Genomic DNA, 26,466 nt, shown 5'->3' with positions numbered 1-26,466 from the left:
TTATTTTCTATTTAACAGTTAAACCACTCATGTCTACTTTCTTCGGATTCAATGCATCCAGACCCATTTTCAGAGCTTGTACACGTGCTTGTTCCAATTCACCAGTTACCGTAATAACTCCGTCAGATACAGCGGTTTTTACCGAAGGAAAGTCTTTGGTAAAATCGGCTACTTTTGAAGTTAAGTCAGCATCATTGGTATTGATTTCAACAGGAGGCATCGTATTCACTACGATATTGTTTTGTACAGACTTTACAGCTTTGCTATCAGCAGCTTTTGCAGCATTTTCGATCTGCACTTTCTCATCTTCTGAATTTGCCGTTCCGTTTAGAGTAACCACTCCATCTTTCACATCAACGGTAATTCCAGGATTAGCCTGTACAGCAGTTTCTACTTTTGCTTTCAAGTCGGCGTCCGATATTTTGGACTTACAAGCGATTGTTCCGGTCATCAGGGTTCCGGAAACCAATGCAATAGTTAAGATTTTTTTAAGATTCATAAATCACCTTGTTTTTATTGGTAAATAATACTTAAATCTAAACAAAAATTACTCCTAAAAAGTTTTGACAATTATTTTTTTCATTTATTGTAAATCAATCTATACAAATTCTTCAACTTTTCTGTTTTCCATTACTGAAAATTGAATTTACAATATCCTCTCCCTTTAAAAACTTTGTAACATATCGCCATCTTTCACAAACAAAAAAACGAGCCATAAGCTCGTTAGATCTTCGTTATATATATCCTAATAAATTTTATTGATGATAATTGTTTTATTATTGAACTGAATTGATTCATTTACCTTTTTCCCAAACAAGATGCTCCCAATAGGTGACTCTTTAGAAATGACCATAAGGGTCTTCTCCTTAATTTTAACTGCGCCAATAGAGATCGCAATAAAGTAATCAAATTGGTCTGTTTGAACAATGCTACCCATTCTCACCAATTCCGAGGGATTTAAGTCTACTCCATTGATTTTATCCAGGTCAATTTCAGCCTGTTTCAGCTGATTTTGCAAGCGACTTATTTCCTGTTGGGCCATTTCCCTGGATGTTTCATATTTATCCCCCATACTACTTTTAGTATCATTCAGGATAGCATCTTGCGCTGAATCCATGGCTGATTTTATCTCTTCTACCCTATTTTTGCATTTATTAAAGCAGTATGCGACAACTTCTTCTTTATTCCAATTCATTTTTTATTATTAAACCAACAATATACAGCAATAAATAGAATTTATAGGAGGCTCTCGTAAAATCAAAATAAAAAAAGCGCCAATAGTATTGGCGCTTTCAATTAAAAACTTAATAACCATTCTATAAATGGATTTTATTAGTTTTCTAAAGCTTTTTTAACGTTTTCTGCTTTTCTTTTGGCGTCGTCAGATAATTCTTTTGTTTTATCACCTACTTTTTCTGCAGTGTTATCGATAGCTTCGCCAGTTTTTTGACCAGCTTCTTTTGTAGCATCTACTGCATTGTTTACACCTTCTTCAATTTTATCACCAGCTTTTTTCGCTGCTTCTTTTGTTTTTTCCCATGCTGATTTTGCATCATCTAATGCTTTTTGAGCAGCTTCTTCAGCCTTTTTATCGCCACTTTTTACTGCAGCATCTAAATCAGCTTGTGCTTTTTTTACATTTTCTTCAGCTTTTGCCAATTCAGCATCTGCATTTGCTTTCATTTCATCAATTGATTCATTTGTAGTTTCAATTGAATGATCTAATTTCTCACCGATTGAAGTATCTCCATCATTGTTTTTATCCATAGATGAATTATTGTTACATGCTGACAAGGAAAGTGCACATGCAACTGCTGCTAATACTGCGATTTTTTTCATGTTTCTAATTTGTTTGTGTAATAATAGTTTATTGTAATAATTATATACTGATTGCACTTTGCAATATTTATACCAATTTTTTGAAAAATATGGCAGCCATCCCACTATGGCTGTACATTTTTGTTTTTCAACTCCTTTTCCAAGCGGTCGACATGATCCGAGAGTTGTTTCAGCAATTTTAAATGGTTCACCTGCGAATCAAATAGCTGTTTAACCTCTTCCTCTAACAGTACATCTATTTTCTTATGCAAACTCCTGATTTCTAATTCAGCCTTTAGGTTTACCAGATAGTCATTCTCAGCCCGTTTTCTATCCTTTTCCTCCTGTCGGTTTTGGCTCATCATAATGATTGGAGCCTGTAGAGCAGCCAAACAGGACAAGACTAAATTCATCAAAATAAAAGGATAAGGGTCAAATCGGTCTTGCTTGATCATGAGCGTATTGAACAATATCCAAACGATCAATATCCCTGTAAATATTAAAATAAAAGACCAGCTTCCTCCAAATCGTGCTACCTTATCAGAAATAAGTTGCCCCCTATTTAGGTATTCATCTGTAGGATTAATAAGGTTATCAACGATTAATTTTTCTTCCTCAAATGATTTTCGAACGATTTCATGAAGCTTTTTTAGGTTTTCATCATTTTGGTTGATCATTTCCAAAATATCCTTATTCTTTACTTGATCAAGTTTAGCCATGGTTAATGAAATAAGTAATCAAATATATGGACTAAAACCAAGGAGAATTCAAATAGTTGGAAATTAATCAAAAAAAGCCCCCAAAATTGGGAGCTTTAAATAAACATATTTCAATTCAATATTTTTTAAGCTTTGGGATACACTGTTCCTTTTGCAGCCTCTAGGGTGTTCTTTAATAAACCAATAATGGTCATTAATCCGACACCTCCCGGTACTGGCGTTATCCAAGAAGATTTCGGAGCAACATGCTCAAAATCCACATCACCATAAAGTTTAAATCCTGATTTTGTTTCGGTCGAATTCTCCCTATTGATTCCCACATCGATAACAATAGCACCTTCTTTTACCATATCCGCAGTTACAAAATTCTTTTTGCCAATGGCTGCAACCACGATGTCACCTTGCAAAACCTCAGCTTTCAAGTCTTTTGTCCTACTATGTGTCAGGGTAACTGTACAATTTCCTGGATTAGAATTTCTTGCCAAAAGGATACTCATTGGGGACCCAACGATATTGCTCCTTCCAACAATGACTGCCTTTTTACCAGCTGTATCAATTCCGTAATGTTCCAACATCAACATGATGCCATAAGGAGTAGCAGGAATAAAGCAAGGTAGATTACGTTGCATTCTACCTAGATTGATTGGATGGAACCCATCAACATCTTTGCGGTAATCGATAGCTTCAGTAACTTTTTCAGGATCAATATGTTTAGGTAAAGGCAATTGAACGATCAATCCATCAATCGATTCATCTGCATTGATCTCATTGATCTTTTCCAACAATTCTTTTTCAGTGATATCCGTATCATAACGAAGATTGGTCGAGTCGAAACCAACTTGCTCACAATTTCTCATTTTGCTCGCAACATAAGTTTCACTACCACCATCGTTTCCAACTAAAATAGCTACCAAATGAGGTTTGCGGCCTAACTTCGCAGTAAGCTCTGCAGCCTCTCTTTTGATGTCTTCTTTAACTTTGGTTGATACTTCCTTACCGTCCAGTAAATTCATGATATATTTTATAGGTTGATTTTCTTAATCTAATTTCAGAACCGCCATAAATGCTGATTGTGGAATCTCTACGTTTCCAACCTGACGCATACGTTTTTTACCTTTCTTCTGTTTTTCCAACAACTTACGCTTACGCGAAATATCACCACCATAACATTTTGCAGTTACATCCTTACGCAATGCAGAAATGGTTTCCCTAGCAATGATCTTTGCTCCAATCGAAGCTTGAATACGGATTTCAAACTGCTGTCTCGGTAAAAGTTCCTTCAATTTCTCACAGATCTTCTTACCAAAATCATAAGCATTGCTTCTGTGTATCAATGAAGATAAAGCATCCACGGGTTCATCATTCAAACGGATATCCAATTTCACCAAGTCCGATTGCCTATAGCCGATTTGATGATAATCGAAAGATGCATATCCTTTAGAGATAGTCTTTAACTTATCATAGAAATCAAAAACGATCTCTCCCATTGGCATTTCAAACACCAATTCTACACGATCAGATGTCAAATAAGATTGGTTGACAATCGTACCGCGTTTCTGAATACAAAGGGACATTACAGGACCAACAAACTCAGCCTTTGTAATGATATTTGCTTTAATATAAGGTTCCTCGATACTGTCCAATTTACTTGGATCAGGAAGATCCGAAGGATTGTGGACTACGATCTCCTCATGATTTTTTGACAGGTAAGCTAGGTAAGATACGTTCGGCACAGTAGTAATAACTGTCATATCGAACTCACGTTCCAAGCGTTCTTGGATGATTTCCATGTGCAGCATTCCTAAGAAACCACAACGGAAACCAAAACCTAATGCAGCTGAAGATTCTGGTTCAAACACCAACGAAGCGTCATTTAACTGCAAACGGTGCATAGACTCCCTTAGCTCTTCATAATCTTCCGTATCTACAGGATAGATACCCGCAAACACCATGGGCTTAACTTCCTCAAAACCTTGGATAGCTTGAGCACAAGGACGATCCTTCTTCGTGATGGTATCCCCTACTTTTACCTCTCTAGCTTCTTTGATCCCAGAAATAATATAACCTACATCTCCGGTCTTAATTACTTCCTTAGGCACCTGGTTTAGCTTCAAGGTACCAACCTCATCAGCGATATATTCTTTGCCCGTAGCAACAAACTTTACACGGTCTCCTTTTCTGATCTCACCATTTTCAACTTTGAAATAGGCCATAATCCCTCTGAAAGAGTTGAATACGGAGTCAAAGATCAAGGCTTGTAATGGAGCTTCAGGATCGCCAACCGGCGCAGGGATACGCTCAATGATAGCAGTTAGGATATCAGGAATACCCATTCCGGTTTTACCGGAGGCAGGGATAATTTCTTCTCTCTTTCCACCGATCAATTCAACGATCTGATCTTTTACTTCCTCCGGCATAGCTCCTGGTAAATCCATCTTGTTCAAGATGGGAATAATTTCAAGATCATGCTCTAAGGCTAAGTATAGGTTGGAAATAGTCTGTGCCTGTATACCTTGAGAAGCATCTACGATCAACAAAGCACCTTCACAGGCAGCAATCGATCTAGAAACTTCATATGAAAAATCGACGTGACCCGGGGTGTCAATCAGATTTAACACATACGTTTGTCCATCTTTGGTATACTCCATTTGGATTGCATGGCTCTTAATCGTAATCCCTCTTTCACGTTCCAAGTCCATATTGTCCAACAATTGTGCTTGCGCCTCACGTTGGGTGATGGTATTGGTATACTCTAATAATCTATCGGCCAAAGTACTTTTCCCGTGGTCGATATGTGCGATAATACAAAAATTGCGTATATGCTTCATATAGGTTATTATGCCTTCAATTTAATTCGCAAATATAATTTTTTTAAGTGAGCTTTTTAGCTATTAAAATCATCTATTTCCGAATAATTGAAACATTTACCCCTATTTTTAGCAATACCGGAATTTACTGGGATTAAAGAATTTGCTTTTGACTAGGATTGAGAAGGAAGTATGAAAACCTCTTTCGGGAACAACAGATGGAAACATGTTCCTTTTCCTATTTCACTTTCCACCTCGATTGTAATATGGAGTCGGTCCGCAATCCGCTTTACAATGGTCAGGCCTAAGCCTGTTCCCTCATAACTATTGGCATTGGACATCCGCTTAAAGGAATCATAAATGGTACTCAACTCCTCCTTCGCGATCCCTATACCGTTATCTTGGATGGTATAACGGACAAATTCATGCTTGAGGCTAGAAGAAATGGTTACAACGGGCTTTGCTACTTTTGCACTATATTTAATGGCATTCCCTATTAAATTCTGGAACAATTGGTACACAATACTTCTTTCACCATAAACTGGAAGAATATTACCATATATCACTTCAGTTCCAAGGGCATTATAGCGCAATTGACTGAAGTTCACAATTTGCTTAAGGAATTCTTCCACATACACTGGTTCCATACTGTACTGATAGTCTTTCACCTTAGAAAAATCATGAATACTCTTCAGCAGTTCAGAAATGACTTCCACGGCCTCTTTCGTGTTCTTCAGCATCTTCAGTTTCAGGTCATTTGTCATTTCCGGTCGTTGAAGGAGCATCTGGGTAGAGAGGTTAATTGCTGATAAAGGGTTTTTAAGATCATGGCTCACCGTATGGGCATAGTTATCCAGTGCCCTATTCAGGTCGATCACCTCTTTGTTCAGCTTTACGATTTCTTGAGAAAAATTCTTATTGCTCTGGATGATCAGATTCCTTAACCGCTTAATAAAATAAATCTCATTATCGCGCCAAGGGTCGCAGATCCCAACGGTAGTTTGATGCCAAATATCGAGGACAGGATGTTCTTCCCTTTCAAATGAATCATTCGGTAGGTTCATTTTGATCCTAGATTCGGGTTTGGCTACCCACTTCCTTTTGAACTCTTTCTCCTTCCTAAACCAAAGCACACTGCAATTCTCCTCCAACTCAACTTTAAGTGCAGCTAAGCCGACAAATCGCTCTGAATCCAACCCTAACTCTTCACCATGATTTAATATAAACTCAGCATCAAAGAAGATTGAATCCTTTGATACTCTGGAAAGAAGTCCTTTAATATCTAATACTTTATCAAAACCAATGGAGATATTGTAGGTATAAAGCTTACCATTAATCAATATTAGCATAGCATCTGCTTTGGCATAATAGCAGAGCTCTTTATCCAAACTCATTAAAGCTTCAGCAAGGTTATTTTTCAGGATTAACTTTTCCTTCAGCTGAAGCTCAAAATTCCTAATATCATCCTGAAAGTCCTTGATCTTATTCTTTTGTTCCTCTTCATAACGGTAAATAGCCATTTGAATAAAGTACACCATGGCCTCTCGTTTTAAGAGGTTTATTTTCTTTCCCTTTTTACTTTGACAAAAAATATATCCCCAAATCTTTCCATCAATCTGCAAGGATACACTAAGGTTTGAATTGACTCCATCGCGAATGAGATAATTTGCATGGATCGGAGAAATCATCCTGATATTTGTCTGTGATAGATTGGGCTTAAAATTATCTTTAGTTACGATCTTTATGGTTTTACCATTGACCTGAGCGGTATAGCGGTGGAAATTGACCGAATGAATGTTTTTAGCATGCTTAAAAATATCCATATCAGGATAATAACAGCCTAATATTTTTTCCAAGTCTGAATTCTCAATACTTTCCGCCAATACATAGCCATCTCCATCACCGACATATTGAAAAACCCTTACCCGATCAAATCCAGAAATCTTCGAAATATAAGAACTGACTACCTTCCAGATCTTTCCTTTGCTTTCACTTAATAGCTTATCTACAATTTCAAACTTTGGAAAAAAAACATTCGAGTCCTCAAATTTCTTTTCAAACTCTAAATAGATGTTGTTATTGAATAAATAGATATTTAGATAATATGGTTCTCCTTGGATGACCAATTCCAATAAAACCCGTTCATTGGTTTCATTTATAACTTGATCAACTGCAATTTTTATACTGACTACGTATTTCGAAAAATATGCAGTTAATATCTCCCATAAATTAATTCCTAGATAAGTGGAAACAGGATTGCTTAACCAAACATCACAGTTCTCACTACCTGCAATGAGGTTATAGTCTAAATCAACAATCAATAAATAACCGAACTCCTGAATCCCTTCACTGAGATTCAATTGTTCTTCCTCAAGAATAATCCGATTATCCATTTAATTAATTCATAGTTAGTTTGTACTTTTTTCCTGGTTTGGCCAGATGTTTTTCAAACAGCAGTTAAAATTAGAAAAAAGAAATCAAGTTTAAATATATTCAAACTATATTTTTATTGATATTGAGTATCAATAAATAACAACCTTTCAATTCAAACTCCTTAATTGTTTATTTCCAACAGGTTATCGGAAGTATGGAATGAATATGAATTCATTAAATAAAACACTCAAGGTTAAAAGTTCTCATTCCATAAACAATGCTGAAAATCTACCTAAATATTGAATTACTAAATGAATACTCAAAAGAATTCATAGCATTGAATTCTTTGCAGTAGGCTATTGGGCAATAAAAAAGGAGTTGCCAAAAGACAACTCCCGAATATTTCTAAATGAGGTTGGATTATTCTGCCAAACTAGGCACTTGTACCAATTCACTAGTATCTTTATCGTAATCGATATTATCAAAGTTGAAACCAAATAGTTGGAAGAAATCATTACGGTAACCAACGATATCAGAGATCTCTTCTAAGTTTTCCGTTGTTGCCTGTTCCCAAAGTTTTGCTACCTCTTCTTGAACATCTGCTCTCATTTCAAGATCGTCAACACGGATCCTGCCTTTTTCATCCAAAGGAGTTTCTACATTATTGTATAATCTTTCAGCAAACAATCTTTGCATCTGCTCGATTGTTCCCTCATGGATTCCTTTTTCCTTCATCACTTTATACAATAATGAAATATACAAAGGAACCACTGGAATTGCAGAACTAGATTGTGTAACCAATGCTTTGTTTACAGAAACATAGGAGATACCGTGCAAATCTTTCAGAATTTCATTGATGGTTGGAACAGTTCCTTCCAAATCATCTTTAGCACGCCCGATTGTACCATTTCTATAGATAGGATAAGTCAATTCAGGGCCGATATAAGAATATGCAACAGTTTTAACGCCTTCTGCTAAGACGCCTGCAGCTTTAAGGTCTTCAATCCAGAATTTCCAATCTTCACCACCCATTACAGCAACCGTATTTTTGATGTCATCATCTGAATCAACAGGTTGAATGCTTATATCTGATACAACACCAGAATGGAAATCAACAGTTTTATTGGTAAAAGCCTGATCGATTGGCTTTAATACTGAAGCATGTTGAACTCCAGTTTTTGGATGTGTACGACGTGGAGATGCCAAAGAATAGACAACCAAGTCAACCTGTCCAAGATCTTTTTTGATCAATTCAATGGTTTGCGCTTTGATCTCATCCGAGAAAGCATCGCCATTGATACTTTTTGCATATAAGCCAGCAGCATGAGCTTCTTTCTCAAAAGCAGCGCTATTGTACCAACCTGCAGTACCTAATTTGCCTTCAGATGCTGGTTTTTCAAAAAACACTCCGATAGTTGCTGCTCCTGAACCGAATGCAGCACTGATGCGTGAAGCAATCCCAAATCCGGTAGATGCACCGATTACCAATACCTTTTTAGGCCCGTTTTTAATCTCGCCTTTAGATTTTACGTAATCGATTTGGTTTTTGATATTCTCTGCCGCTCCTTCTGGATGCGCTGTCAAGCAGATAAAACCTCTAGTTCTTGGTTGAATAATCATATTGCTAAATTCTCAATTTGAATAATTTTTACAAAAGTAGTTAATTTTTCAAGTAAACTGCCTCAAAATATCCCCCTTTAATCCTTTTGTGGACCTTGCAACCTAATGCTCAGAAGGTTAATGGCACTCGTTACTGTTTTTTTATGAAATCTTGATAGAGTAAGTTAATAACTTCTTTCGACATTACAATATCTTCATTTCGATCAATCGTTGGAATGCAACCATTGGTTATCACGACAAAACCGAACTTTTTCTTAGGCTCAAAAAACATGTTGCTATAAAGGCCATAGGCTGAGCCAGTATGTCCGATCATATGTTCCCCAGGAATTAATTGATAGGTCTCTAATAATGCTAAGCCATAATTTTCCTTTGGAGATAAGCCCTTTTGCATTTTTTGCGAACTTGCTTTGCTGATGATTCGCTTCTTACCTAATTTCCCATAGTTCATATGCATCTGCATATATTTCCCTAGATCATGTGCCGAGATCTTCATCCCCCCAGTTGGTGAAAAAACAGGTGTACTCACTCCCATCGTATAATTCCTGATCTCCTCAGATCTTGGATAGTAAGCAGCACTTTGTTCATCATATTCACCATCTATTTTATCATACAATTTTGCAAATCGACTTTGGTCTAATGAGTCTACACAATATCCCGCATCCAATTTTAATGGATTCAGTATTTGTTGTTTGATATAGTTATCAAATCGAATTTCAGTTAATCTCTCCAATACTGCCCCAATGATATTGAAGTTCAAGTTACAGTATTCATAATCGGTTCCTGGTTCATAACTGTTATAGGATTTCTCCCATTCTTTGTTCTTTGTGGTATCCAGAACATCAAAAGTAAAATAACCATTATAATCATTTAAACTGGAACGATGTGATAGCATCATTTCCAATGTTATTTTGGTATCAGGAAATTTAGGATTTCTTATTTTAAATCCAGCCAGATCACTGATATCATCATCCAACGAAACCTTTCCTTGTTCTACAAGTTGCATAATTGCCGTAGAACTGAACGATTTGGAAATCGAAGCAATCCTGAAAAGGTCATTTGTGGTTAATGGAGCTTTTGTTTCTAGGTCCTTATAGCCAAAAGCCTTTTCATAAACAGGTTTTCCATTTTTTACAACCACAATGGCCAAGCCTACGGCATCATATTTATCCGTTATTTTTTTAAGGTCAGATTCAAATGAAGCACTTTGCGCCATGGCGCCAGTGCTCATAGAGACCGCAGCAAATAGACAAAATAGGCTCTTGAACCTTTTTAGATTTATTTTCATAGTAGATTATATTATTGTTAGTAGATATTTTAAGCCAAATGCGACCAACATACCAAGTCCAAAACTTAACAAAGTTCCGATCAGTACATACTCTGTAAATTTTGTATCCTTCGCATTCGTTAGGTCCCCGAACCTAAATATTGATTTAGCTGCCAGCAAGAACCCAATCCCCTCATTCAAGCCAAGCAGCACAAAGCCCAATATCATTGCTCTTTCCAAGATTCCAATAATGGTCCCGGCATCAAATAAGGTTTCTTTTCGCTTACTGTTGAACTCAACTTCCTTATTCCACTTGCTGAAAAACACACGGATCACAATTGGTATTACAAATACGATCAACAATATGGCTATGGTATAGAGCAGCACATGGTTCCAGTTCATATTTGTTAAAATATCCTGGAAGGCAGCCATATTATTAAAATAATAGACAGCAAAAATACTCGCTATATGCAAGGCTTGGTCTACCAGGAAAATTCGGACAGGATTCGAGGGCCATTTTTGTTCCCAACCTATTTTTAGGCTGTCGATAGCTAAATGTGCCGCAACCAGGAAAAGGATACTTTGCCATTTATTGCCCAGATCATTGATAAAAAATAATATCAATAGACCTGCATGCACCGCAACATGATAAAACAAATATTGAATATGTGTCCTACGTTTATCAACCCACGATTTCGGCTGAAAAACAAAATCCCCTAAAATGTGGGATATCAACATTTTAAGCAGATCAATTAACATAGGCCTTTAAATCTTTTGTGCAATAATCGATTACTTGGTTCATCTTGGAATAATTCGCTTTACTAAGTTCTGTACTCACTTGGCTCTGGTGCTTTCTCCCGATGATCTTCGTCAATTCAGTCTGGTTGGCATTGGGATAGTCCATTGCTGCCTGAACTGTTTCAGCCATATTGGGAGTCCATTGGTCCGTTAAGCGGGTTGTCAAAGTTAATATTAAATTCAAGCGCTCATCCAGATCCTTCCATTGCGATTTGAATTCCAAACTTTCCTTAGTCAGGCTATCCAATGATTGACCTGAAAAAACAAAAGCCTCTCCGCTCGACTTCTTTATATCTTTATCAATGAAATCAACCTTCCCCACTCCTATTCCTATTCGGATATCCATTCCTTCCAATTGCCTCATTTCTGACTTTAAATAAAATATCGCCTGAAAGCAGGCCTCAATAGGCACCTCGGCCTGAAAACTATCCCCACGAAAAATATCATAGGTCAGTGCATGTTTCTTGATGCCCCGCTCTAACCTCGGAAGCCATTCTTTCGCATCATGCGACCTTGAATGCACTACATCTCCTGTTAATATGACATGGTAACTCATGGCTGTCTTTTTATTAATCATCCAATATAATGATATTTCTTATTATCATCAAAATAAATGATAAACAAATTTATCATTAAAAACGATGATATTTTTAATTATCACTGAAATAAATGATAATTTTATTTATCAGCTCATTGGATAATAAATTATTGACCCTAGGGCAAAACGTAGATTAAACAATTATTTATTAAATTGTGTTCAACTAAATAAAGCTTATGGGAAACTATGCAAAAAGGCTAACGGCAAAAAGCAATTTCAAACTAAATGAACATCCCACCAGTATAAAAGATGAGATAACAAAGGATGACGCAAAGCTTGAATTAAAGGAATTAAGAAAGAAAATAGCTGCTCTTCAGGACAAAATGTATGCAGATGACCGATATTCAGTTTTGATTTGTCTGCAAGGGATGGATACTTCTGGTAAGGATTCCTTGATTCGAGAAGTCTTCAAGGAAATGAATGTACGCGGGGTAGTTGTTGAAAGCTTCAAAACACCAACAGAAATCGAACTACAACATGATTATTTATGGCGACATGAAATCAAGTTGCCAGAAAAAGGGAAATTCACGGTATTCAATCGGACCCATTACGAAAATGTATTGGTAACAAGGGTACACCCTGAATACCTTCTGAACGAAAGGATTCCTCATATCACTGATCCTCAAAATTTACCAGATGATTTTTGGGAAATGCGCTTCCAGCAAATCAACAACTTTGAAGAACGATTGACACAAAATGGTATGATTGTCTTCAAGTTCTTTTTGAATGTCAGCAAGGAGGAACAACGTGACAGACTTCTGAGCCGATTGGAGGAGGAAGAAAAAAACTGGAAATTCTCTCCTGGAGACTTAAAGGAAAGAGCACTGTGGAGTAAATATATGGAATGCTATGAGGATGCCATCAAGAATACCAGCAAAAAACATGCACCTTGGTATGTTATTCCTTCAGATTCTAAACCAATCAGTAGATTCTTGGTCGCAAAGATTATTTACGAAGTACTTTCAACATATAAGGATATCAAATATCCTGAAATGCCAGAAGAGATCGAAGAACACAAGAAAAAATACAAAGAACAGTTGGAAGCCGAATAGCTTCCAACCGTTTATCTAAAAGACGACATTGGAAAGACCGCCATCCAATGGAATGGAGGCTCCAGTCAAGAAGTTGGCATAAGGAGAAGCTAAGAAAGCTGCTAAATAACCATATTCTTCCGGTTTACCCAATCGTTTGATAGGCATACTTTCAATCCGTCGCTTTTCAATCGTCTCTAAGGAAACTCCCTCATTTTTTGCCTGAATATTCATCAGGTCATAAAGTCTATCCGTTGCAAAATAACCTGTCAAAATGGAATTGACTGTAATTCCATCTGCAGCAACCGCTTTTGAAAGTGATTTACTCCAACTGACTAAGGCGACCCGCATCGTATTGGAAAGCACTAGGCCATCCTGAGGTTCTTTCACGGTCAGGGAGGAAACATTGATAATACGTCCAAAACCTGAGGAACGCATACCTTTCAAGGCTAATTCAGAGGTATAAACAGCGTTTTTGAACAACAGATCAAAGGCCTGCTGATAATCTCCGATATTTTTATGGGAGACATCTCCTGCTGCTGGTCCATTGGTATTGTTCACCAGGATATCTACCTGATGCGCATTAAAATAAGCCGATAAATTGGCTTGGTGCTGCTCAAAGTCCATAAAGTCGGTTTGCAGATAACCATGTTTCTGGCCATTTACCGCCGAGAGTTCCATTAAAACTTCCTTTAACTTATCCTCATTCCTGGACATCAGGGTGACTTCAGCTCCACATGCCGCCAATTCCATGGCAATTGCTTTCCCGATTCCCGAAGTAGCACCACCAACTAAGGCCTTTTTACCTGTTAAATCAATTTGCATATCAAAATTTTTGAAAGCCTAAATATAGCCATTCAATAAGAAAAACCGACCCAGTGAATAGGAATTAATCGCCTTCATATTTAGGATAGCCTTCTTCATCCAAATCATCGCGCTCATCTTCAGCATCTCTCGACAGCTCTTCATCTTCTTTAGATACCCGTACGATGCTCTCCCCTTCGACATGCATATTGTTATCCTCAAGATTTTCCTCCTGAAGTTCATCTAATGGGGCATATTCTTCACCTACATAGGGATTCGACGAATCATAGGTAGAGTCATCGTCTGCAGCACCTTCACTGATAGTATCATAGTCCGAAGGATGCTCCCAATCTGGATCATTATCATTGACATCCAATTCGTAGGAGGAATCTTCCTTATTATAGGCCAGGTCCTTTGGATCTTTAGGTCCTTGGTCATCATCATTCACCTTATTTTGTTTTTTGTTCTCTTCTGAATTCATAATAATTAATTATTTAAAACCTACCTTTAAAACCATCCTAACATCCCAATTGTTTGCATAAACATCATAAGATTAACGACTTTGTGACGTTGTATTAAAAGAGATAATTAGTTATATTTACCTTTAACAATTTATAAACTTCTATTATGCAAACTAAAACTGAGTACCTAATTTGGGACAAAATCGTCTCAAGTGCGAAAAGTCGTTTTGATGCTGATTTATATGCCAATAAATTCAGAAATATGAATCCAGAATTGTTTGATAAACTGATCCTACATATCATTGTTGGATTTGCTTCTGGAGAAGATCATGATAGTATTTCAACCAACCTACACAACGAATTGGAACATTTAGGGATTGATGTCCGTGAGGGCGTCATCGACACCATTGTATCGGATAAACATGTCACCTTTTCGTGTGAAATCTATGCGGCTTACCTTACTTTTTCCATGCTGGAAGATGGAGCCTTGGAAGTTGAAGTATTGGGTTATGTTACCGACCTGCTGGAAAACCCTCATATTTATTAGGATAGCAATTTTCATTGCCTTCGGTTGAATTCCGATAAACCCCGTTTATCATCCGTACTAGCTGTATCAATTTTCCTGTTTTTTATGTAACTTCGCAGTTATATGGAAACCGTTGTTAGTGGTATTAGAAGTACCGGAAAATTACACCTTGGAAATTATTATGGGGCATTGAAAAATTTCGTCAAAATGCAAGACGAATACAATTGCTTCTTTTTTATTGCAGATTTACACTCTTTAACGACTCATCCTACTCCACATGGCCTCAAAGAAACTGTACGCAATGTGGTGGTAGAATACCTTGCCGCTGGATTAGACCCCGAAAAATCAACTATATACGTTCAATCTGATGTACCTGAAGTTGCTGAACTCTATCTATACATGAATATGAACGCCTATTTAGGTGAACTGGAAAGATCTACAGCATTTAAGGATAAGGTTAGAGCAAACCCTAATAATGTCAATGCAGGTCTATTGACATATCCTGTCCTTATGGCCTGTGATATCTTGATCCACCACGGAACTAAAGTGCCTGTAGGAAAAGATCAAGAACAACATCTGGAAATGACCAGGACCTTTTCAAACAGGTTCAACCGTCTGTATGAGGTAGATTATTTCAAAGAAGCATTTGCATTCAGTTATGCAGACAAGCTCATCAAGATCCCAGGACTATCTGGCCAAGGTAAAATGGGAAAATCAAACGGTGAAGCCGATTGTATCTATCTTTCCGACGCCGAGGAAGTAATCCGTAAAAAAATTATGCGCGCGGTAACCGATGCTGGTCCTACGGAACAGAACCAAGTAAAACCTGAAGCTGTACAAAACCTCTTCGATTTGATGAATGTCGTATCTACTGCTGATACCGTTCAACACTTCGATGGATTATATAATAAAGCCGAAATCCGCTACGGTGATTTCAAAAAACAACTTGCTGAAGATATGGTAAATGCCACCAGTGAAGTGAGAGCACGAATCCAAGAAATCAGTGAGGATGATGCTTACATTGCCAAAGTCATAAAAATGGGCGCTGAAAAAGCCCAGGCAAGTGCCCAAAAAACAATGAAAGAAGTTCGCGAAATTATCGGTTTAAAAAATTTGTATTAGAATATGCATATAGCAATTGTTGGAAATATTGGAGCTGGTAAAACAACCTTAACAGAATTACTTGCCAAACACCTTAACTTTGAGCCTCAATTTGAAGCCGTAGAGAATAACCCTTACCTAGAGGATTTCTATAGCGACATGAAACGATGGGCCTTTAACCTGCAGATTTTCTTCCTAAATTCTAGATTCCGCCATATTGTGGATCTACAGAATAGAGAGATCAACATGATCCAAGATAGAACCATCTATGAGGATGCTTACATCTTTGCAGAAAACTTATATGATATGGGCTTGATGAGTGCCCGCGATTTTGAAAACTATTCCGATATTTTTCAAAGCATTGTTAACTACATCAAACCACCAGATCTTTTGATCTACCTTCGTGCATCCGTACCTACTTTGGTAAACAATATCCAAAAAAGAGGCCGTGACTACGAATCTGGAATACGTTTGGATTATCTTTCTAAGCTGAACGAGAAATACGAAAAATGGATCAATAATTATTCTGAAGGAAAACTATTGATTCTAGATAAGGATAATCTGGATTTTGCCAACAATCAGGAAGATCTCGGAAAAATTATCCAAAAAATAGAAGCCGAACTCTTCGGTTTATTTTAAGAACTAAAAAGCCGATATTCTTCGGCTTTTCTTATTTTTAATCTATGAAAGTAATTGGAATAATACCTGCTCGATACGATTCAACAAGATTTCCCGGAAAACCGCTGGTGGATATCGCCGGAATGACCATGATCCAGCGAGTTTACAACCAAGTAAAACATGCCGCCTCACTCAGCGAAGTCGTTGTCGCTACGGATGACCAAAGGATATTCGACCATGTGAAAAGTTTTGCGGGCAATGTCGTCATGACTAAAAAAGAACACCAATCTGGTACTGATCGCTGTGCTGAGGTCATCAATAACATCTCGGGTTTTGATATCGCCATCAATATTCAAGGTGATGAACCTTTTATTGATCCTCAACAGATTGATTTACTGGTTTCCTGCTTCCAAAGACCTGAAGTAGAAATTGCAACCCTTGTCCGTCCGATTCAAGAACTTTCGGATCTGGAAAATGTAAATAAGCCGAAGGTGGTATTAAACCAAAAAAGCGAAGCATTGTATTTCTCTAGGCAGGCAATCCCCTATATGAGAGGTGCTGACATCAAAGAATGGCTCTCCAAAGAAACCTATTACAATCATATTGGCATCTATGGTTTTAAGGTTGAAACTTTAAAGGAATTAGCCAGGTTACCTATATCTAAACTTGAAACGACAGAATCTTTGGAACAGCTCCGCTGGTTAGATAATGGCTACAGGATCCAAACTGCGGTATCTACCCATATTAACGATGCCATCGATAGCCCCGAAGATCTACAGGATATCCTCAAAAAATATTTCAGCAAATAATAAAAAATAAGGTCAAGATTTATTCTTGACCTTTATCCTATATCTCTATTCCTCCTGCCCTTTCTATTAGATCAGAAGTATAAAATTCCTTTAATAACTAACTTCGGGCATATTAGCCAACAATTCCTGATAGTCGTGTAATTTAATCTTATTCATTTCATCAACAACCAGGTCCAACGAATTAATTTGCTCCCTAGTCCTTATCCCGAGTACACTGCAGGCTACAGGATGATGTAATAATGGATATTTTAAAGCAAGTGCCAAATTATTCACACCTAATTTATTTGCTATCTTTGATATTTCACGTTGGATCTCCAGAACTTCATGAACGGAATAGCTCAAGTATTTCTGGGCAGCTTTTTTTAACAATAACCCTTGGGCAACAGTACCACGAGCTAATACAGAAATTCCACTATCCGCAAGTTCCTGAAAATACGCCTCTGGCCTCCGATCAAAGATACTGTACTGCATCATATCGGAAACAATATGGCTATTCTTGGCATAATTTAGGAACACCTTTGGCCTAATGGATGAAATACCGTAATAGCGGATCTTTCCCTGCTGAACCAATAATTCGAAGGCTTCAACTATTTCATCAAATGGATCCTCAATGGTACCTCCATGTAATTGATAAAGATCGAGGTAATCAGTCCTTAGACGACTTAAAGATTCATCAACAGATTTTAAGATATAGGTCTTACTTGGCGCCCAATCCCAGCCACTTCCATCCTCTTTCCACTTATTCCCGACTTTAGAAGCTAAAATCCATTTATCACGATTTCCTTCAAGCAACCTGCCTATCAATTCCTCATTCTTCCCTTTGTCATAAAGGTCCGATGTATCGAGGTAATTGATACCAAGCTCTTGCGCATGCTTAATAATATAAGAATTCGTTCCATCATGACCTTGCACCAACGACATCGCGCCAAGTCCAATTTCAGATATCTTTAATTCCGATTTCCCTAAGGTATTATATTGCATTCTCATTTGGGGATTTTATATCCAATAGTTCCACATCAAAGATCAACGTACTGTATGGAGGAATTGGACCACTGCCACGTTCTCCATAGCCTAAATTATAAGGAATGAAAAATCTATATTTTGCTCCTTTTTTCATCAAGGGGATACCGATTTTCCATCCTTCAATTACATTATCCAATTCAAGGTCCAATGGCTCACCACGTTCATAGGAATTATCAAAGGTTTCTCCAGTATGGACCTTTCCAATATAATGAACCTTTACAGTATCGGTCAATGAAGGGTTCAATCCTGTTCCCTCTTTTAGGACTTCATATTGCACTCCCTCAGGAGTCACCTTTACTCCAGCTTTGCTTTTATTTTTTGTCAAGAATTCTTCCGCAGATTTCTTTAATCCTGCACTCTTTTCGTCCTGGATCTTCTGTAATCCATCACGGATTATCTGCTCTCGGTCTTCATCCTTAAATAATGGATCCTTACCTTCCAGCACATCTCCTATTGCTTGTAACAATTTCGCCTTATTGATAGGCAGATCCATCCTTTTGATATATGACCCTAAGTCTTGGCCTAAAGCATAAGACAAAGAATCATTGGCATTTGATAAGGCCTGTGCCTGACTTTGCGAACTTATTGCTAAACAAAAAAAGATTCCTAAAATGTACTTCATTATGGTTTATGGTTTTTTATTATTTTATCGATTATCTCTGCCGTACAGTCTTGGTAATCCACGTTTACCTTAGATTTTGCATTTAACCAAGATTCAATGTCCAACTCAGATTTCTTCTTTAGACTTTTGATCACAGGTACGCCAATTTCCTCCAGAGATGCTGCATTTAAATGTTGCTCATATTGGTTCTTCATTGGAATCACCAATAATTTCTTCCCTAAATATAGGGCTTCCGCAGGAGTTTCAAATCCTGCACCACATAAAACGCCTGAAGATTCTGCCATACTCTGTACAAAAGCATCCGAATTGATAGGATTGATGGACACATTCTTTAGTCTAAATGGCTTCTTGTTATGTTTCGAAAAAACCTCCCATTTTACATCCGTAAAACGTGATAGGTGCTTTAATAAATGGGAATCATCATAAGAAGGTAAATATACCGTATAATGCCCAAGATCCTTAGGTTCCAATTCTCTTACGGACTGCCTGATTACTGGAGTGAAGATATGGGATGCATAGGACTTAAAGTGAAAACCATAGGAAATATTCGATGGAGCATAATTCTTCATGATGAATTTCCCCAACATGTCCGACTCCTCAGGTTTAGGACTCGAAGGATCAAAAGCACCGATCTGATGACTTAATCCAATACAGTTCTTTTCTTTAAAATAACATCCCCAAGCAGAAATAGGTTCAAAATCATTGATTACCAAATCATAGTCTTCCACTGGAACAGAATTCACTTCCTTGACAAATTTCCGGACTGTTGAACTCATAAAGGTCTTCCAAAGGTCTACACCACCAGACTTGCCAAAAATAAAGCTCAATCCATGATATCGATATTTGACTTCAAATGGCAAATCGATATCGGCTTGTATGCCACTGATTAGAACATCGACCTGACCGTATTCCTGAAGACATGGAATAATATCGATAGCTCGACATAAATGCCCATTTCCAGTCCCTTGAACAGCATATAATATTTTCATCGAATCAGTATTTGACTTCAGCAAAGTAACAAATTTCAGTTAACATGTTTCGACAAAATCTTATATATCTTAACTTAAAATTATTATATTTCGATAAATCTCTACTAACCAACATGAAACAATGTTGTATTTTGTTCATCTCAGGAATTATTATCCTTATCCTATCTGCATGGGGTTTTAAACCGCATAAATTGATGAATCAAAATGCCATTTTCACCCTCCCTGCTGATCTCAGTGTCTTTTATAAGAAACATCACTATCAAATCCGTGAGTATGCCATCAATGCCGATAAAAGGGTTTACATTGACCCAGCGGAGTCACCACGTCACTTTATTGATCTGGATCGTTGGGATCAGCACGATTCTATCCAGATCCCATGGAATAAAGCAAAGGAAAAATATCAGGAAAAATATTTGATCAGCCGTGGAATTGTTCCTTGGCAAATCGAGAAGTCATATCGTCAATTAAAAAAAGCCTTCTTCGAAAAGGATATTGACCGAATTATTAAGATCTCTGCTGATTTAGGTCATTATGTAGCTGATGCCCATGTTCCATTACATACCAGCAGTAATTATAACGGACAGTTAACAGACCAGATTGGAATCCATGCCCTATGGGAAACCCGATTGCCTGAAAGATATAGCAACAAGTATAGTTTATATGTCGGACCGGCGGTCTATATTGATGATGTCCTAGGTTTTGCCTGGCAGGCAGTCCTTGAAAGTCATTCCCTCCTCGATTCCGTATTAAAAATTGAAAAGGATTTGTCAAATAAACTTCCAAAAGTCCTACATCGATCCTTTATCCAGCGAGGTCAACAATTACAAACAAACTACTCCGACTTCTATGTCACAAATTATCATAATCAGTTAAATGGTATGGTCATGCGACGAATGAAAAAATCAATCCATGCCATCGGCTCAATATGGTTTACAGCTTGGGTGGATGCAGGACAGCCTGACCTTGCCAACACTCAAAACCTAGAAAACAAAATTGATAGTATAGACCTTAAGATCAATCATATCCCTAAAGGTCGAGAAGAATGGCATTAGAATATTCGTTCAACTAAACATTTTAACTAATTTTGGCAAAAATTTAATTAAAATGTCAACCAAAAAGTTATTATTCCTTTTTTGTTCTATACCTACATTCGCCTTTACACAAAGCTTGAATGATACGACCAAAATCTCAGAGGTCATCATTCAGGAAAACAGATTTCAGATTCCTTTCAATCAACATAGCCGCAATATCCAGCTCTTGACGCAAAAGGACCTTAAGAAATTACCAAGTACAAGTATCAATGAGGTCTTAAGGTACGTGTCTGGCGTAGATATCCGTCAGCGTGGTCCTTTTGGAACCCAAGCAGATATTGGCATCGATGGTGGTAGTTTCGACCAAACGCTGGTATTGATCAATGGTGTTAAATTATCTGATCCACAGACAGGTCACCACATGCTCAATATCCCTATTCCATTAGAAGCAATCGAAAGAATTGAAATCCTCCGTGGGCCTGCCTCCAGGATGTATGGAATCAATGCCCTTACCGGAGCTGTCAATATTGTAACCAAACAAGTGGAACATAATTCAGTATATACCCATCTATATGCAGGTACTTCTTTTGACAAAGTGGAAGAAACCGATAAGGAAGGCATCTACTATGGAACAGGAATTCAAGTTGGTGGAACTTATTATAATAAAAGTAACCAACATCAATTATATGCCAATAAAGAGCATAGCAATGGTCAACGATATAATACAGGATCTGATAACGAAAGAATCTATTATCAAAACAACCTAGTCATAAATTCGGACAACAGGATCCAAATGATGGCTGGCTATATGAACAACAGGTTTGGTGCAAATGGTTATTATGCAGCACCTGGGGATAAAAATTCAGAAGAGTTGGTAGAGACATTTTTATCAAGTATTTCCTCTCAACACCAGCTGAACGAAAACTGGTACCTGAATCCTAGGTTCAATTACCGCTATAATGATGATGATTATAGATACTTTAAAGATGATTTGAGCAAAGGAAGAAGCCATCACTACACACATAGCCTATCAGGGGAATTAAATGCATACAGACAATTTAAATACGGTGATTTGGGATTAGGGATTGAATCAAGACATGAAAAGATCAATAGCTCCAACATTGGAGATCATAGTCGCAATAACCTTGGATTTTTCACTGAATTCCGTTCAACCTATTTTAGGAAGTTTATTTTCAACCTAGGGGCCTATATCAATTACAATTCTGATTACGATTGGCAGGTATTCCCTGGCCTAGATATCAGTTACCTGATCAATGACAACTGGAAAATCTCGGCAAGCAGTGGGACCAGCCAAAGGATCCCAACCTTTACAGACCTGTATCTAAACCAAAGACCCGGAAATATAGGAAATCCAGATCTAAAAAGTGAAAATGCTTGGCAAAACGAAATCGGAACCTCCTATACCAAAGGTAACCTCAGTATAAGGGCGGGCTACTTCTATCGTGATATCGATAACTTTATTGATTGGATGCGTGAAAGTACGGATGTACCTTACCAAGCAAATAATTTAGGGAACAATAAAACCCACGGAATCTTTTCCAATCTATTATACAATTACCAGATTGCTGAAAGAAAAAGCTTGAACTTCAACTTTTCATACAGCTATTTAAACCCTTCTATTGTAAATAATTACAAGAACAGCATAATCAAATACGGAATCGAAAGCTTAAAACATCAGGCTATCGCAACCATTAGCTTCCATACCGGAAACTGGAATTTTATTACTGCAAATCGTTGGCTAGAAAGGACTTCAAACAACTCATATTTTGTGTCCGATGCCCGCATATCATTCCAAAAATCTAAGTATACCATCTACGGCGATATCCAGAATATATTTGATGCACAATACATCGAAGTTGGAGCAGTCCGAATGCCAAGCCGCTGGGCTACTTTAGGGTTTAAGTATAACATTAAATTATAGATATGAGATGTGAGATATGATATGTGAGATAGAAAATTTGGAATGTAATGTGTGATACGTTGGGCGAGTGCTCTCCCAGCGGAAAAGCTGAGTGTAGAAATAAAATTATTAAATCAATATTGATTTTTCAAGATCGGTTGAAGATTTAGTTAGGCTAAGTATTATTGCTAACCTGTAAAAAAAATATACCGACTAGTTAATTGCATGATAATTGTTGCCTCTAAAGTATAAAGAGGGAAGTGTTATTTTTCCGGGTGAATTTGAATGCTGTTACGCTATCACCTTCCATTTATCGGAAGCGCACAGGATGTGCGAGGATAAGCTAAACATATTTGACCTTAAGGTTGAAGAAGGCGTGTTCCAACAATTTTAGTTTATTTATTGTAATTATTATTGCTACAATTTCAAAATGCACCTTAAATAAATCAATCAACTTTAAATTCCGTATTTGAAAACATTTTTTTTAAACTATCAATAGTATTTTGATTTTTTATTAAATCTGGATAATTAATAAATACTTCGAATTCTACAATACCTTCTTGGGTTTTGTAAATAACTTCATTAGTGAATATACCAAAATACTTCATTCTATCTTTCATAAAGTTAATAAAAGCACTAATTTGTTTTGGATCTAATTCTTTTTCGAAAGTAAAACTGTCCTGAAATAAATCTTTTTCAAATTTGGATTTATCATATAGTTTGTTGAAAATTCTATTAAAACTTGAATTTATATTGTTTTTAATTTCACCTAGTGAGAGATTGTTTTTTCTGAGTTTTTCTTCTAATTCGGTTTGTTTGTTTTGAAGTGTTAAATTTAAATCTGAATTAATATTTTGGCTTTCTCGCAATTCTAATAAAGTTTTTTCAAGTAAAGTTTTTTGTTCATTAAATTGAATGTCTTTTGCCATATTTGATTTCTCAAGAGTATCTATTTTTCTATTAAGTAATGCGAGATTTGCACTTTCAGCAATTGATTCTTGAAGTGCTTTTGTTTTTAGAGCGTGTTCTGATTTATAATCGAATTCTGGGCCTAATGCTTCCTTTTGTATTTTGAAATTTTCTGATCTAGAATTCAATAAAGCTAATTTTATCCAATTTGTTATATATGGGAATCCAATAGTATACACTAAAGCTACCATAACTGGTTTAACCAATAAATCTTTTGGACGGTTATAATGTAAATAAAACTTATCTATTTTTGATTCAATGATATCAGTTGAAAACAGAAAAAAAAGTACTAATTCCCAGTTTACAATTAAAAATGAACAAATAAATGAAAATATTAATGGATGACTTAATCTATCTTTTGCTGGTTGAATTAAATCATTAATATAACTGCCTTGATAAATATCTTTCGCAGACTCTAATAATTTTTCTGAGACATTTTTATCATCCTTTTCCATTATTAAATGCTAGTTACTACATTAAAATTAATAAAAATATAGATAATAAGAATATTATTTAAAGTCAATGTTCGTTATAATATTTGCAATGTTTTTCTGTGACCATCCTATCTTGAATTAATCGGAATTAGCAGACACCCATTGACGTTCTTTCGCTCAAAAAAACAGGGAGGCTTAATGGCTGTTGGATCTATTAGTAAAGAGGATTAAGCTCTACAATTCTAAAGAATTTAAGAGAACTTAGGAAAGGCCTTTCAGTTTGATTCTAAATTCAACATCTACAAGGAATTCAAGGTTGTAAATCTCATATATACCATCAAGTTGAACTTAAGATGGATAGATATTACAAACAAGAGACCTCAAGAGATATAGTTAAAGATCGAAGGATAACGAGGGAAATCCTTGAGGAATGTCTAACGTAATAACTCTAAAAATTGTTTTTTTGGTTCTAGGGACCAATGAACATGGATTTTCCTTCCTGAAAACTTATCCAAATTATATAAACGTATAATTGTTTTTTGTTGGATAAAGTTCAAATCTTCCTGTTACCACTTTTTTCTGGTGTAAATAATCTTGGCAATTATTTCTAATCGTCCTACCATATTTTGTTTTCTAGTCTTAAAGTTGTTTCCCAAATTTATCAAATACTTTCTCTTCATCAGTTGTTATTCCCGAAGAAGTTTATGGAATTTCCATAAAAAATGAATCCAAATAGAAATAGTTTAGCGCAAATAAAAAACAAACTCAATTCGAAGCACATACTTCTAAATATCGAATAGAGATTGAGATTTTGAAGAGGTTCAGGAAAAGGCATTACTCGAATCGACGGACGTCCAAACTTTAGGGCTGTAATTAAATAATAAAAATGTTAAAAATTTATTTAAAATCTATTATGCTCTATTATTAACTCTATTAGTTAATAATGCATCATTTGCCCAAACATATATTAAGGGTAAATTTGTTGAACCGTTATCCAATATTGGAACAACAAACCTTCTACCAAACAGTTCGAGGATTGACCATTCAATAGCTTATACAAAGCTTAAATCAATTTATCCCACTACAGTTTATAAAAATGCTTCGGAAATTATTGGTGAGTTTTGGTTAATTGATGGAATGCTCATAAATGTTGTTTCAAGAAAAATAACCCCTAATGTATTAAAACTTGATTTAGAAGAAATGAACTATGGGTTATCTCCAAAAATTAATCGGATGAATGACATGCCGGTAATTATGACAAGAGCAAATGATTACTTTTATGAATTAGAGGTAGTAAAAAACTCTGACGTGCTTATTTCCTATTATAAAACTCATCCTTGGCCAAAAACATTTATTATACAGGACAAGTTAGATAAATATTACGTTTGGGGAGAAATTTATGCAGTCCAGACTGACTATACTAAGGCTCACAGTTACATCAATACCCTGATCAAAAGTATCACTTTTAAATAATGAGATTACCCTATCCTGGTTCTAATCCAGATCTTGGCCCATCCTCTCTTCCTTTCCATCTTGGTTCAGACCCAGATCTTGGCCCATCCCCTTATCCTTTCCCTCCTGGTTCAAACCCAGATCTTGGCCTATCCTCCCATCCTTTCCATCCTGGTTTTAATCCAAATCTTGGCCCATCCTCTTATCCCATTAATCCTGGTTCAAAAAACAGGGCGATTATTTCTAATCGCCCTACCTTATTTTGTTTTCTAGTCTTAAAGTTGTTTCTCTAATTTATCAGTCAATACTGATTTTGGAACAGCACCGATTTGTTTGTCAACAATCTCACCATTCTTAAAGAACAACAAAGCCGGGATATTACGGATTCCATAACGAACAGAAATATCTGGATTGTTATCAACATTAACTTTACCTACCACTGCTTTACCTTCGTACTCCGTTGCAATCTCATCCACCAATGGACCTACCATACGACATGGGCCACACCATTCTGCCCAAAAGTCAATTAGTACTGGTTTATCTGATTTTAATACAACTTCATCAAAGTTGCCATCTGTAATTTCTAATGCCATTTTGATTATGTTTTTATGATTTTACAATTTAAATGAACACAAATATAAGCAATCGCTTATACATGCTATTTACTTACAACTATTA

25 protein-coding genes are annotated in these 26,466 nt (G+C 36.5%); 7 read left to right on the top strand and 18 right to left on the bottom strand.

What is annotated here, in order from left to right:
* Positions 1-7 precede the first annotated feature (7 nt).
* From NMK93_RS09965 to NMK93_RS09915, 11 genes are all read right to left on the bottom strand, one after another.
* Positions 8-499, bottom strand: coding sequence for a BON domain-containing protein (locus NMK93_RS09965; RefSeq protein ID WP_185214391.1), 492 nt, complete (start codon positions 497-499; stop codon positions 8-10).
* 246 nt (positions 500-745) lie between these two features.
* The gene (locus NMK93_RS09960) at positions 746-1,195 is read right to left on the bottom strand and encodes a hypothetical protein (protein WP_185214390.1); all 450 of its coding nucleotides are present in this window, start codon (positions 1,193-1,195) and stop codon (positions 746-748) included.
* A 137-nt stretch (positions 1,196-1,332) separates the two neighbouring features.
* Positions 1,333-1,839, bottom strand: a complete 507-nt coding sequence (locus NMK93_RS09955) for a hypothetical protein (RefSeq protein WP_185214389.1) — start codon at positions 1,837-1,839, stop codon at positions 1,333-1,335.
* A gap of 104 nt (positions 1,840-1,943) precedes the next feature.
* A complete protein-coding gene (locus tag NMK93_RS09950) occupies positions 1,944-2,537 on the bottom strand; it encodes a DUF1003 domain-containing protein (protein ID WP_185214388.1) in 594 nt (197 codons plus the stop codon).
* A gap of 125 nt (positions 2,538-2,662) precedes the next feature.
* The gene (locus NMK93_RS09945) at positions 2,663-3,550 is read right to left on the bottom strand and encodes a bifunctional 5,10-methylenetetrahydrofolate dehydrogenase/5,10-methenyltetrahydrofolate cyclohydrolase (protein ID WP_185216231.1); all 888 of its coding nucleotides are present in this window, start codon (positions 3,548-3,550) and stop codon (positions 2,663-2,665) included.
* Positions 3,551-3,574: 24 nt separating this feature from the next.
* Complete coding sequence (lepA, locus tag NMK93_RS09940; protein WP_185214386.1) at positions 3,575-5,365, bottom strand: translation elongation factor 4; 1,791 nt, start codon at positions 5,363-5,365, stop codon at positions 3,575-3,577.
* A gap of 152 nt (positions 5,366-5,517) precedes the next feature.
* Positions 5,518-7,737 (bottom strand): ATP-binding protein, encoded by a 2,220-nt coding sequence (locus tag NMK93_RS09935; protein ID WP_254527046.1) that lies wholly within the window; start codon positions 7,735-7,737, stop codon positions 5,518-5,520.
* Between the two features lie 400 nt (positions 7,738-8,137).
* Complete coding sequence (gene fabV / locus NMK93_RS09930) at positions 8,138-9,337, bottom strand: enoyl-ACP reductase FabV (RefSeq protein WP_185214384.1); 1,200 nt, start codon at positions 9,335-9,337, stop codon at positions 8,138-8,140.
* Positions 9,338-9,467: 130 nt separating this feature from the next.
* Positions 9,468-10,622, bottom strand: coding sequence for a serine hydrolase (locus NMK93_RS09925; protein WP_254527045.1), 1,155 nt, complete (start codon positions 10,620-10,622; stop codon positions 9,468-9,470).
* Between the two features lie 6 nt (positions 10,623-10,628).
* Positions 10,629-11,339 carry a DUF3307 domain-containing protein gene (locus NMK93_RS09920; RefSeq protein WP_237219460.1) on the bottom strand — a complete coding sequence of 237 codons (711 nt, stop codon included), beginning with the start codon at positions 11,337-11,339 and terminating at the stop codon, positions 10,629-10,631.
* A 10-nt stretch (positions 11,340-11,349) separates the two neighbouring features.
* Complete coding sequence (locus NMK93_RS09915) at positions 11,350-11,976, bottom strand: hypothetical protein (RefSeq protein WP_185214382.1); 627 nt, start codon at positions 11,974-11,976, stop codon at positions 11,350-11,352.
* A 197-nt stretch (positions 11,977-12,173) separates the two neighbouring features.
* On the opposite strand from NMK93_RS09915, the gene NMK93_RS09910 reads away from it, so the two are divergent.
* Positions 12,174-13,049: a PPK2 family polyphosphate kinase gene (locus NMK93_RS09910; RefSeq protein ID WP_254527043.1), complete on the top strand. Its 876-nt coding sequence runs from the start codon at positions 12,174-12,176 to the stop codon at positions 13,047-13,049.
* A 15-nt stretch (positions 13,050-13,064) separates the two neighbouring features.
* Here NMK93_RS09910 and NMK93_RS09905 read toward each other — a convergent pair whose 3' ends face one another.
* Together NMK93_RS09905 and NMK93_RS09900 are read right to left on the bottom strand one after the other, a co-directional pair.
* A complete protein-coding gene (locus tag NMK93_RS09905) occupies positions 13,065-13,853 on the bottom strand; it encodes an SDR family oxidoreductase (protein ID WP_254527042.1) in 789 nt (262 codons plus the stop codon).
* Between the two features lie 64 nt (positions 13,854-13,917).
* On the bottom strand, positions 13,918-14,313 hold the full coding sequence (locus NMK93_RS09900; RefSeq protein ID WP_185216224.1) for a hypothetical protein: 396 nt from the start codon (positions 14,311-14,313) through the stop codon (positions 13,918-13,920).
* A gap of 146 nt (positions 14,314-14,459) precedes the next feature.
* On the opposite strand from NMK93_RS09900, the gene NMK93_RS09895 reads away from it, so the two are divergent.
* The 4 genes from NMK93_RS09895 to kdsB all read left to right on the top strand — a co-directional run bounded on the left by NMK93_RS09895 (position 14,460) and on the right by kdsB (position 17,347).
* Entirely contained in the window at positions 14,460-14,840 is a 381-nt protein-coding gene (locus NMK93_RS09895; protein ID WP_185214378.1) for a hypothetical protein, read from the top strand.
* Between the two features lie 102 nt (positions 14,841-14,942).
* On the top strand, positions 14,943-15,941 hold the full coding sequence (gene trpS, locus NMK93_RS09890) for a tryptophan--tRNA ligase (RefSeq protein WP_254527040.1): 999 nt from the start codon (positions 14,943-14,945) through the stop codon (positions 15,939-15,941).
* Positions 15,942-15,944: 3 nt separating this feature from the next.
* Positions 15,945-16,559, top strand: a complete 615-nt coding sequence (locus NMK93_RS09885; RefSeq protein WP_094256336.1) for a deoxynucleoside kinase — start codon at positions 15,945-15,947, stop codon at positions 16,557-16,559.
* Positions 16,560-16,603: 44 nt separating this feature from the next.
* On the top strand, positions 16,604-17,347 hold the full coding sequence (kdsB, locus tag NMK93_RS09880) for a 3-deoxy-manno-octulosonate cytidylyltransferase (protein WP_185214376.1): 744 nt from the start codon (positions 16,604-16,606) through the stop codon (positions 17,345-17,347).
* A gap of 90 nt (positions 17,348-17,437) precedes the next feature.
* Here kdsB and NMK93_RS09875 read toward each other — a convergent pair whose 3' ends face one another.
* The 3 genes from NMK93_RS09875 to NMK93_RS09865 are packed head-to-tail and all read right to left on the bottom strand — an operon-like array spanning position 17,438 to position 19,981.
* The gene (locus NMK93_RS09875) at positions 17,438-18,334 is read right to left on the bottom strand and encodes an aldo/keto reductase (RefSeq protein WP_254527038.1); all 897 of its coding nucleotides are present in this window, start codon (positions 18,332-18,334) and stop codon (positions 17,438-17,440) included.
* Positions 18,318-18,992 carry an FKBP-type peptidyl-prolyl cis-trans isomerase gene (locus NMK93_RS09870; RefSeq protein ID WP_185214375.1) on the bottom strand — a complete coding sequence of 225 codons (675 nt, stop codon included), beginning with the start codon at positions 18,990-18,992 and terminating at the stop codon, positions 18,318-18,320. The genes NMK93_RS09875 and NMK93_RS09870 overlap by 17 nt, the downstream gene beginning before the upstream one ends.
* Positions 18,992-19,981, bottom strand: a complete 990-nt coding sequence (locus NMK93_RS09865) for a glycosyltransferase family protein (RefSeq protein WP_254527037.1) — start codon at positions 19,979-19,981, stop codon at positions 18,992-18,994. The genes NMK93_RS09870 and NMK93_RS09865 overlap by 1 nt, the downstream gene beginning before the upstream one ends.
* 194 nt (positions 19,982-20,175) lie before the next feature.
* Between NMK93_RS09865 and NMK93_RS09860 the strand changes: the two genes are divergently transcribed.
* Both NMK93_RS09860 and NMK93_RS09855 read left to right on the top strand, forming a co-directional pair.
* Positions 20,176-21,033: a zinc dependent phospholipase C family protein gene (locus NMK93_RS09860; protein WP_254527670.1), complete on the top strand. Its 858-nt coding sequence runs from the start codon at positions 20,176-20,178 to the stop codon at positions 21,031-21,033.
* Between the two features lie 52 nt (positions 21,034-21,085).
* Positions 21,086-22,954: a TonB-dependent siderophore receptor gene (locus tag NMK93_RS09855; RefSeq protein ID WP_254527036.1), complete on the top strand. Its 1,869-nt coding sequence runs from the start codon at positions 21,086-21,088 to the stop codon at positions 22,952-22,954.
* A 425-nt stretch (positions 22,955-23,379) separates the two neighbouring features.
* On the opposite strand, the gene NMK93_RS09850 is transcribed toward NMK93_RS09855, so the two are convergent.
* Both NMK93_RS09850 and trxA read right to left on the bottom strand, forming a co-directional pair.
* Positions 23,380-24,357 carry a hypothetical protein gene (locus NMK93_RS09850; protein ID WP_254527035.1) on the bottom strand — a complete coding sequence of 326 codons (978 nt, stop codon included), beginning with the start codon at positions 24,355-24,357 and terminating at the stop codon, positions 23,380-23,382.
* Positions 24,358-26,063: 1,706 nt separating this feature from the next.
* The gene (gene trxA / locus NMK93_RS09845) at positions 26,064-26,381 is read right to left on the bottom strand and encodes a thioredoxin (RefSeq protein ID WP_093096263.1); all 318 of its coding nucleotides are present in this window, start codon (positions 26,379-26,381) and stop codon (positions 26,064-26,066) included.
* Positions 26,382-26,466: the final 85 nt, after the last annotated feature.

This window comes from Sphingobacterium sp. LZ7M1 (assembly GCF_024296865.1).
Taxonomy (GTDB): Bacteria; Bacteroidota; Bacteroidia; order Sphingobacteriales; family Sphingobacteriaceae; genus Sphingobacterium.
The sequence above is the reverse complement of the archived record's forward strand: the minus strand, read 5'-3'. Positions and strand labels throughout refer to the sequence as shown.

Excerpts from the sequence above, each read along its gene's own strand:
- NMK93_RS09965 (WP_185214391.1), bottom strand. The coding sequence starts at position 499 with ATGAATCTTAAAAAAATCTTAACTATTGCATTGGTTTCCGGAACCCTG.
- NMK93_RS09960 (WP_185214390.1), bottom strand. The coding sequence starts at position 1,195 with ATGAATTGGAATAAAGAAGAAGTTGTCGCATACTGCTTTAATAAATGC.
- NMK93_RS09955 (WP_185214389.1), bottom strand. The coding sequence starts at position 1,839 with ATGAAAAAAATCGCAGTATTAGCAGCAGTTGCATGTGCACTTTCCTTG.
- NMK93_RS09950 (WP_185214388.1), bottom strand. The coding sequence starts at position 2,537 with ATGGCTAAACTTGATCAAGTAAAGAATAAGGATATTTTGGAAATGATC.
- NMK93_RS09945 (WP_185216231.1), bottom strand. The coding sequence starts at position 3,550 with ATGAATTTACTGGACGGTAAGGAAGTATCAACCAAAGTTAAAGAAGAC.
- lepA (WP_185214386.1), bottom strand. The coding sequence starts at position 5,365 with ATGAAGCATATACGCAATTTTTGTATTATCGCACATATCGACCACGGG.
- NMK93_RS09935 (WP_254527046.1), bottom strand. The coding sequence starts at position 7,737 with ATGGATAATCGGATTATTCTTGAGGAAGAACAATTGAATCTCAGTGAA.
- fabV (WP_185214384.1), bottom strand. The coding sequence starts at position 9,337 with ATGATTATTCAACCAAGAACTAGAGGTTTTATCTGCTTGACAGCGCAT.
- NMK93_RS09925 (WP_254527045.1), bottom strand. The coding sequence starts at position 10,622 with ATGAAAATAAATCTAAAAAGGTTCAAGAGCCTATTTTGTCTATTTGCT.
- NMK93_RS09920 (WP_237219460.1), bottom strand. The coding sequence starts at position 11,339 with ATGTTGATATCCCACATTTTAGGGGATTTTGTTTTTCAGCCGAAATCG.
- NMK93_RS09915 (WP_185214382.1), bottom strand. The coding sequence starts at position 11,976 with ATGATTAATAAAAAGACAGCCATGAGTTACCATGTCATATTAACAGGA.
- NMK93_RS09910 (WP_254527043.1), top strand. The coding sequence starts at position 12,174 with ATGGGAAACTATGCAAAAAGGCTAACGGCAAAAAGCAATTTCAAACTA.
- NMK93_RS09905 (WP_254527042.1), bottom strand. The coding sequence starts at position 13,853 with ATGCAAATTGATTTAACAGGTAAAAAGGCCTTAGTTGGTGGTGCTACT.
- NMK93_RS09900 (WP_185216224.1), bottom strand. The coding sequence starts at position 14,313 with ATGAATTCAGAAGAGAACAAAAAACAAAATAAGGTGAATGATGATGAC.
- NMK93_RS09895 (WP_185214378.1), top strand. The coding sequence starts at position 14,460 with ATGCAAACTAAAACTGAGTACCTAATTTGGGACAAAATCGTCTCAAGT.
- trpS (WP_254527040.1), top strand. The coding sequence starts at position 14,943 with ATGGAAACCGTTGTTAGTGGTATTAGAAGTACCGGAAAATTACACCTT.
- NMK93_RS09885 (WP_094256336.1), top strand. The coding sequence starts at position 15,945 with ATGCATATAGCAATTGTTGGAAATATTGGAGCTGGTAAAACAACCTTA.
- kdsB (WP_185214376.1), top strand. The coding sequence starts at position 16,604 with ATGAAAGTAATTGGAATAATACCTGCTCGATACGATTCAACAAGATTT.
- NMK93_RS09875 (WP_254527038.1), bottom strand. The coding sequence starts at position 18,334 with ATGAGAATGCAATATAATACCTTAGGGAAATCGGAATTAAAGATATCT.
- NMK93_RS09870 (WP_185214375.1), bottom strand. The coding sequence starts at position 18,992 with ATGAAGTACATTTTAGGAATCTTTTTTTGTTTAGCAATAAGTTCGCAA.
- NMK93_RS09865 (WP_254527037.1), bottom strand. The coding sequence starts at position 19,981 with ATGAAAATATTATATGCTGTTCAAGGGACTGGAAATGGGCATTTATGT.
- NMK93_RS09860 (WP_254527670.1), top strand. The coding sequence starts at position 20,176 with ATGAATCAAAATGCCATTTTCACCCTCCCTGCTGATCTCAGTGTCTTT.
- NMK93_RS09855 (WP_254527036.1), top strand. The coding sequence starts at position 21,086 with ATGTCAACCAAAAAGTTATTATTCCTTTTTTGTTCTATACCTACATTC.
- NMK93_RS09850 (WP_254527035.1), bottom strand. The coding sequence starts at position 24,357 with ATGGAAAAGGATGATAAAAATGTCTCAGAAAAATTATTAGAGTCTGCG.
- trxA (WP_093096263.1), bottom strand. The coding sequence starts at position 26,381 with ATGGCATTAGAAATTACAGATGGCAACTTTGATGAAGTTGTATTAAAA.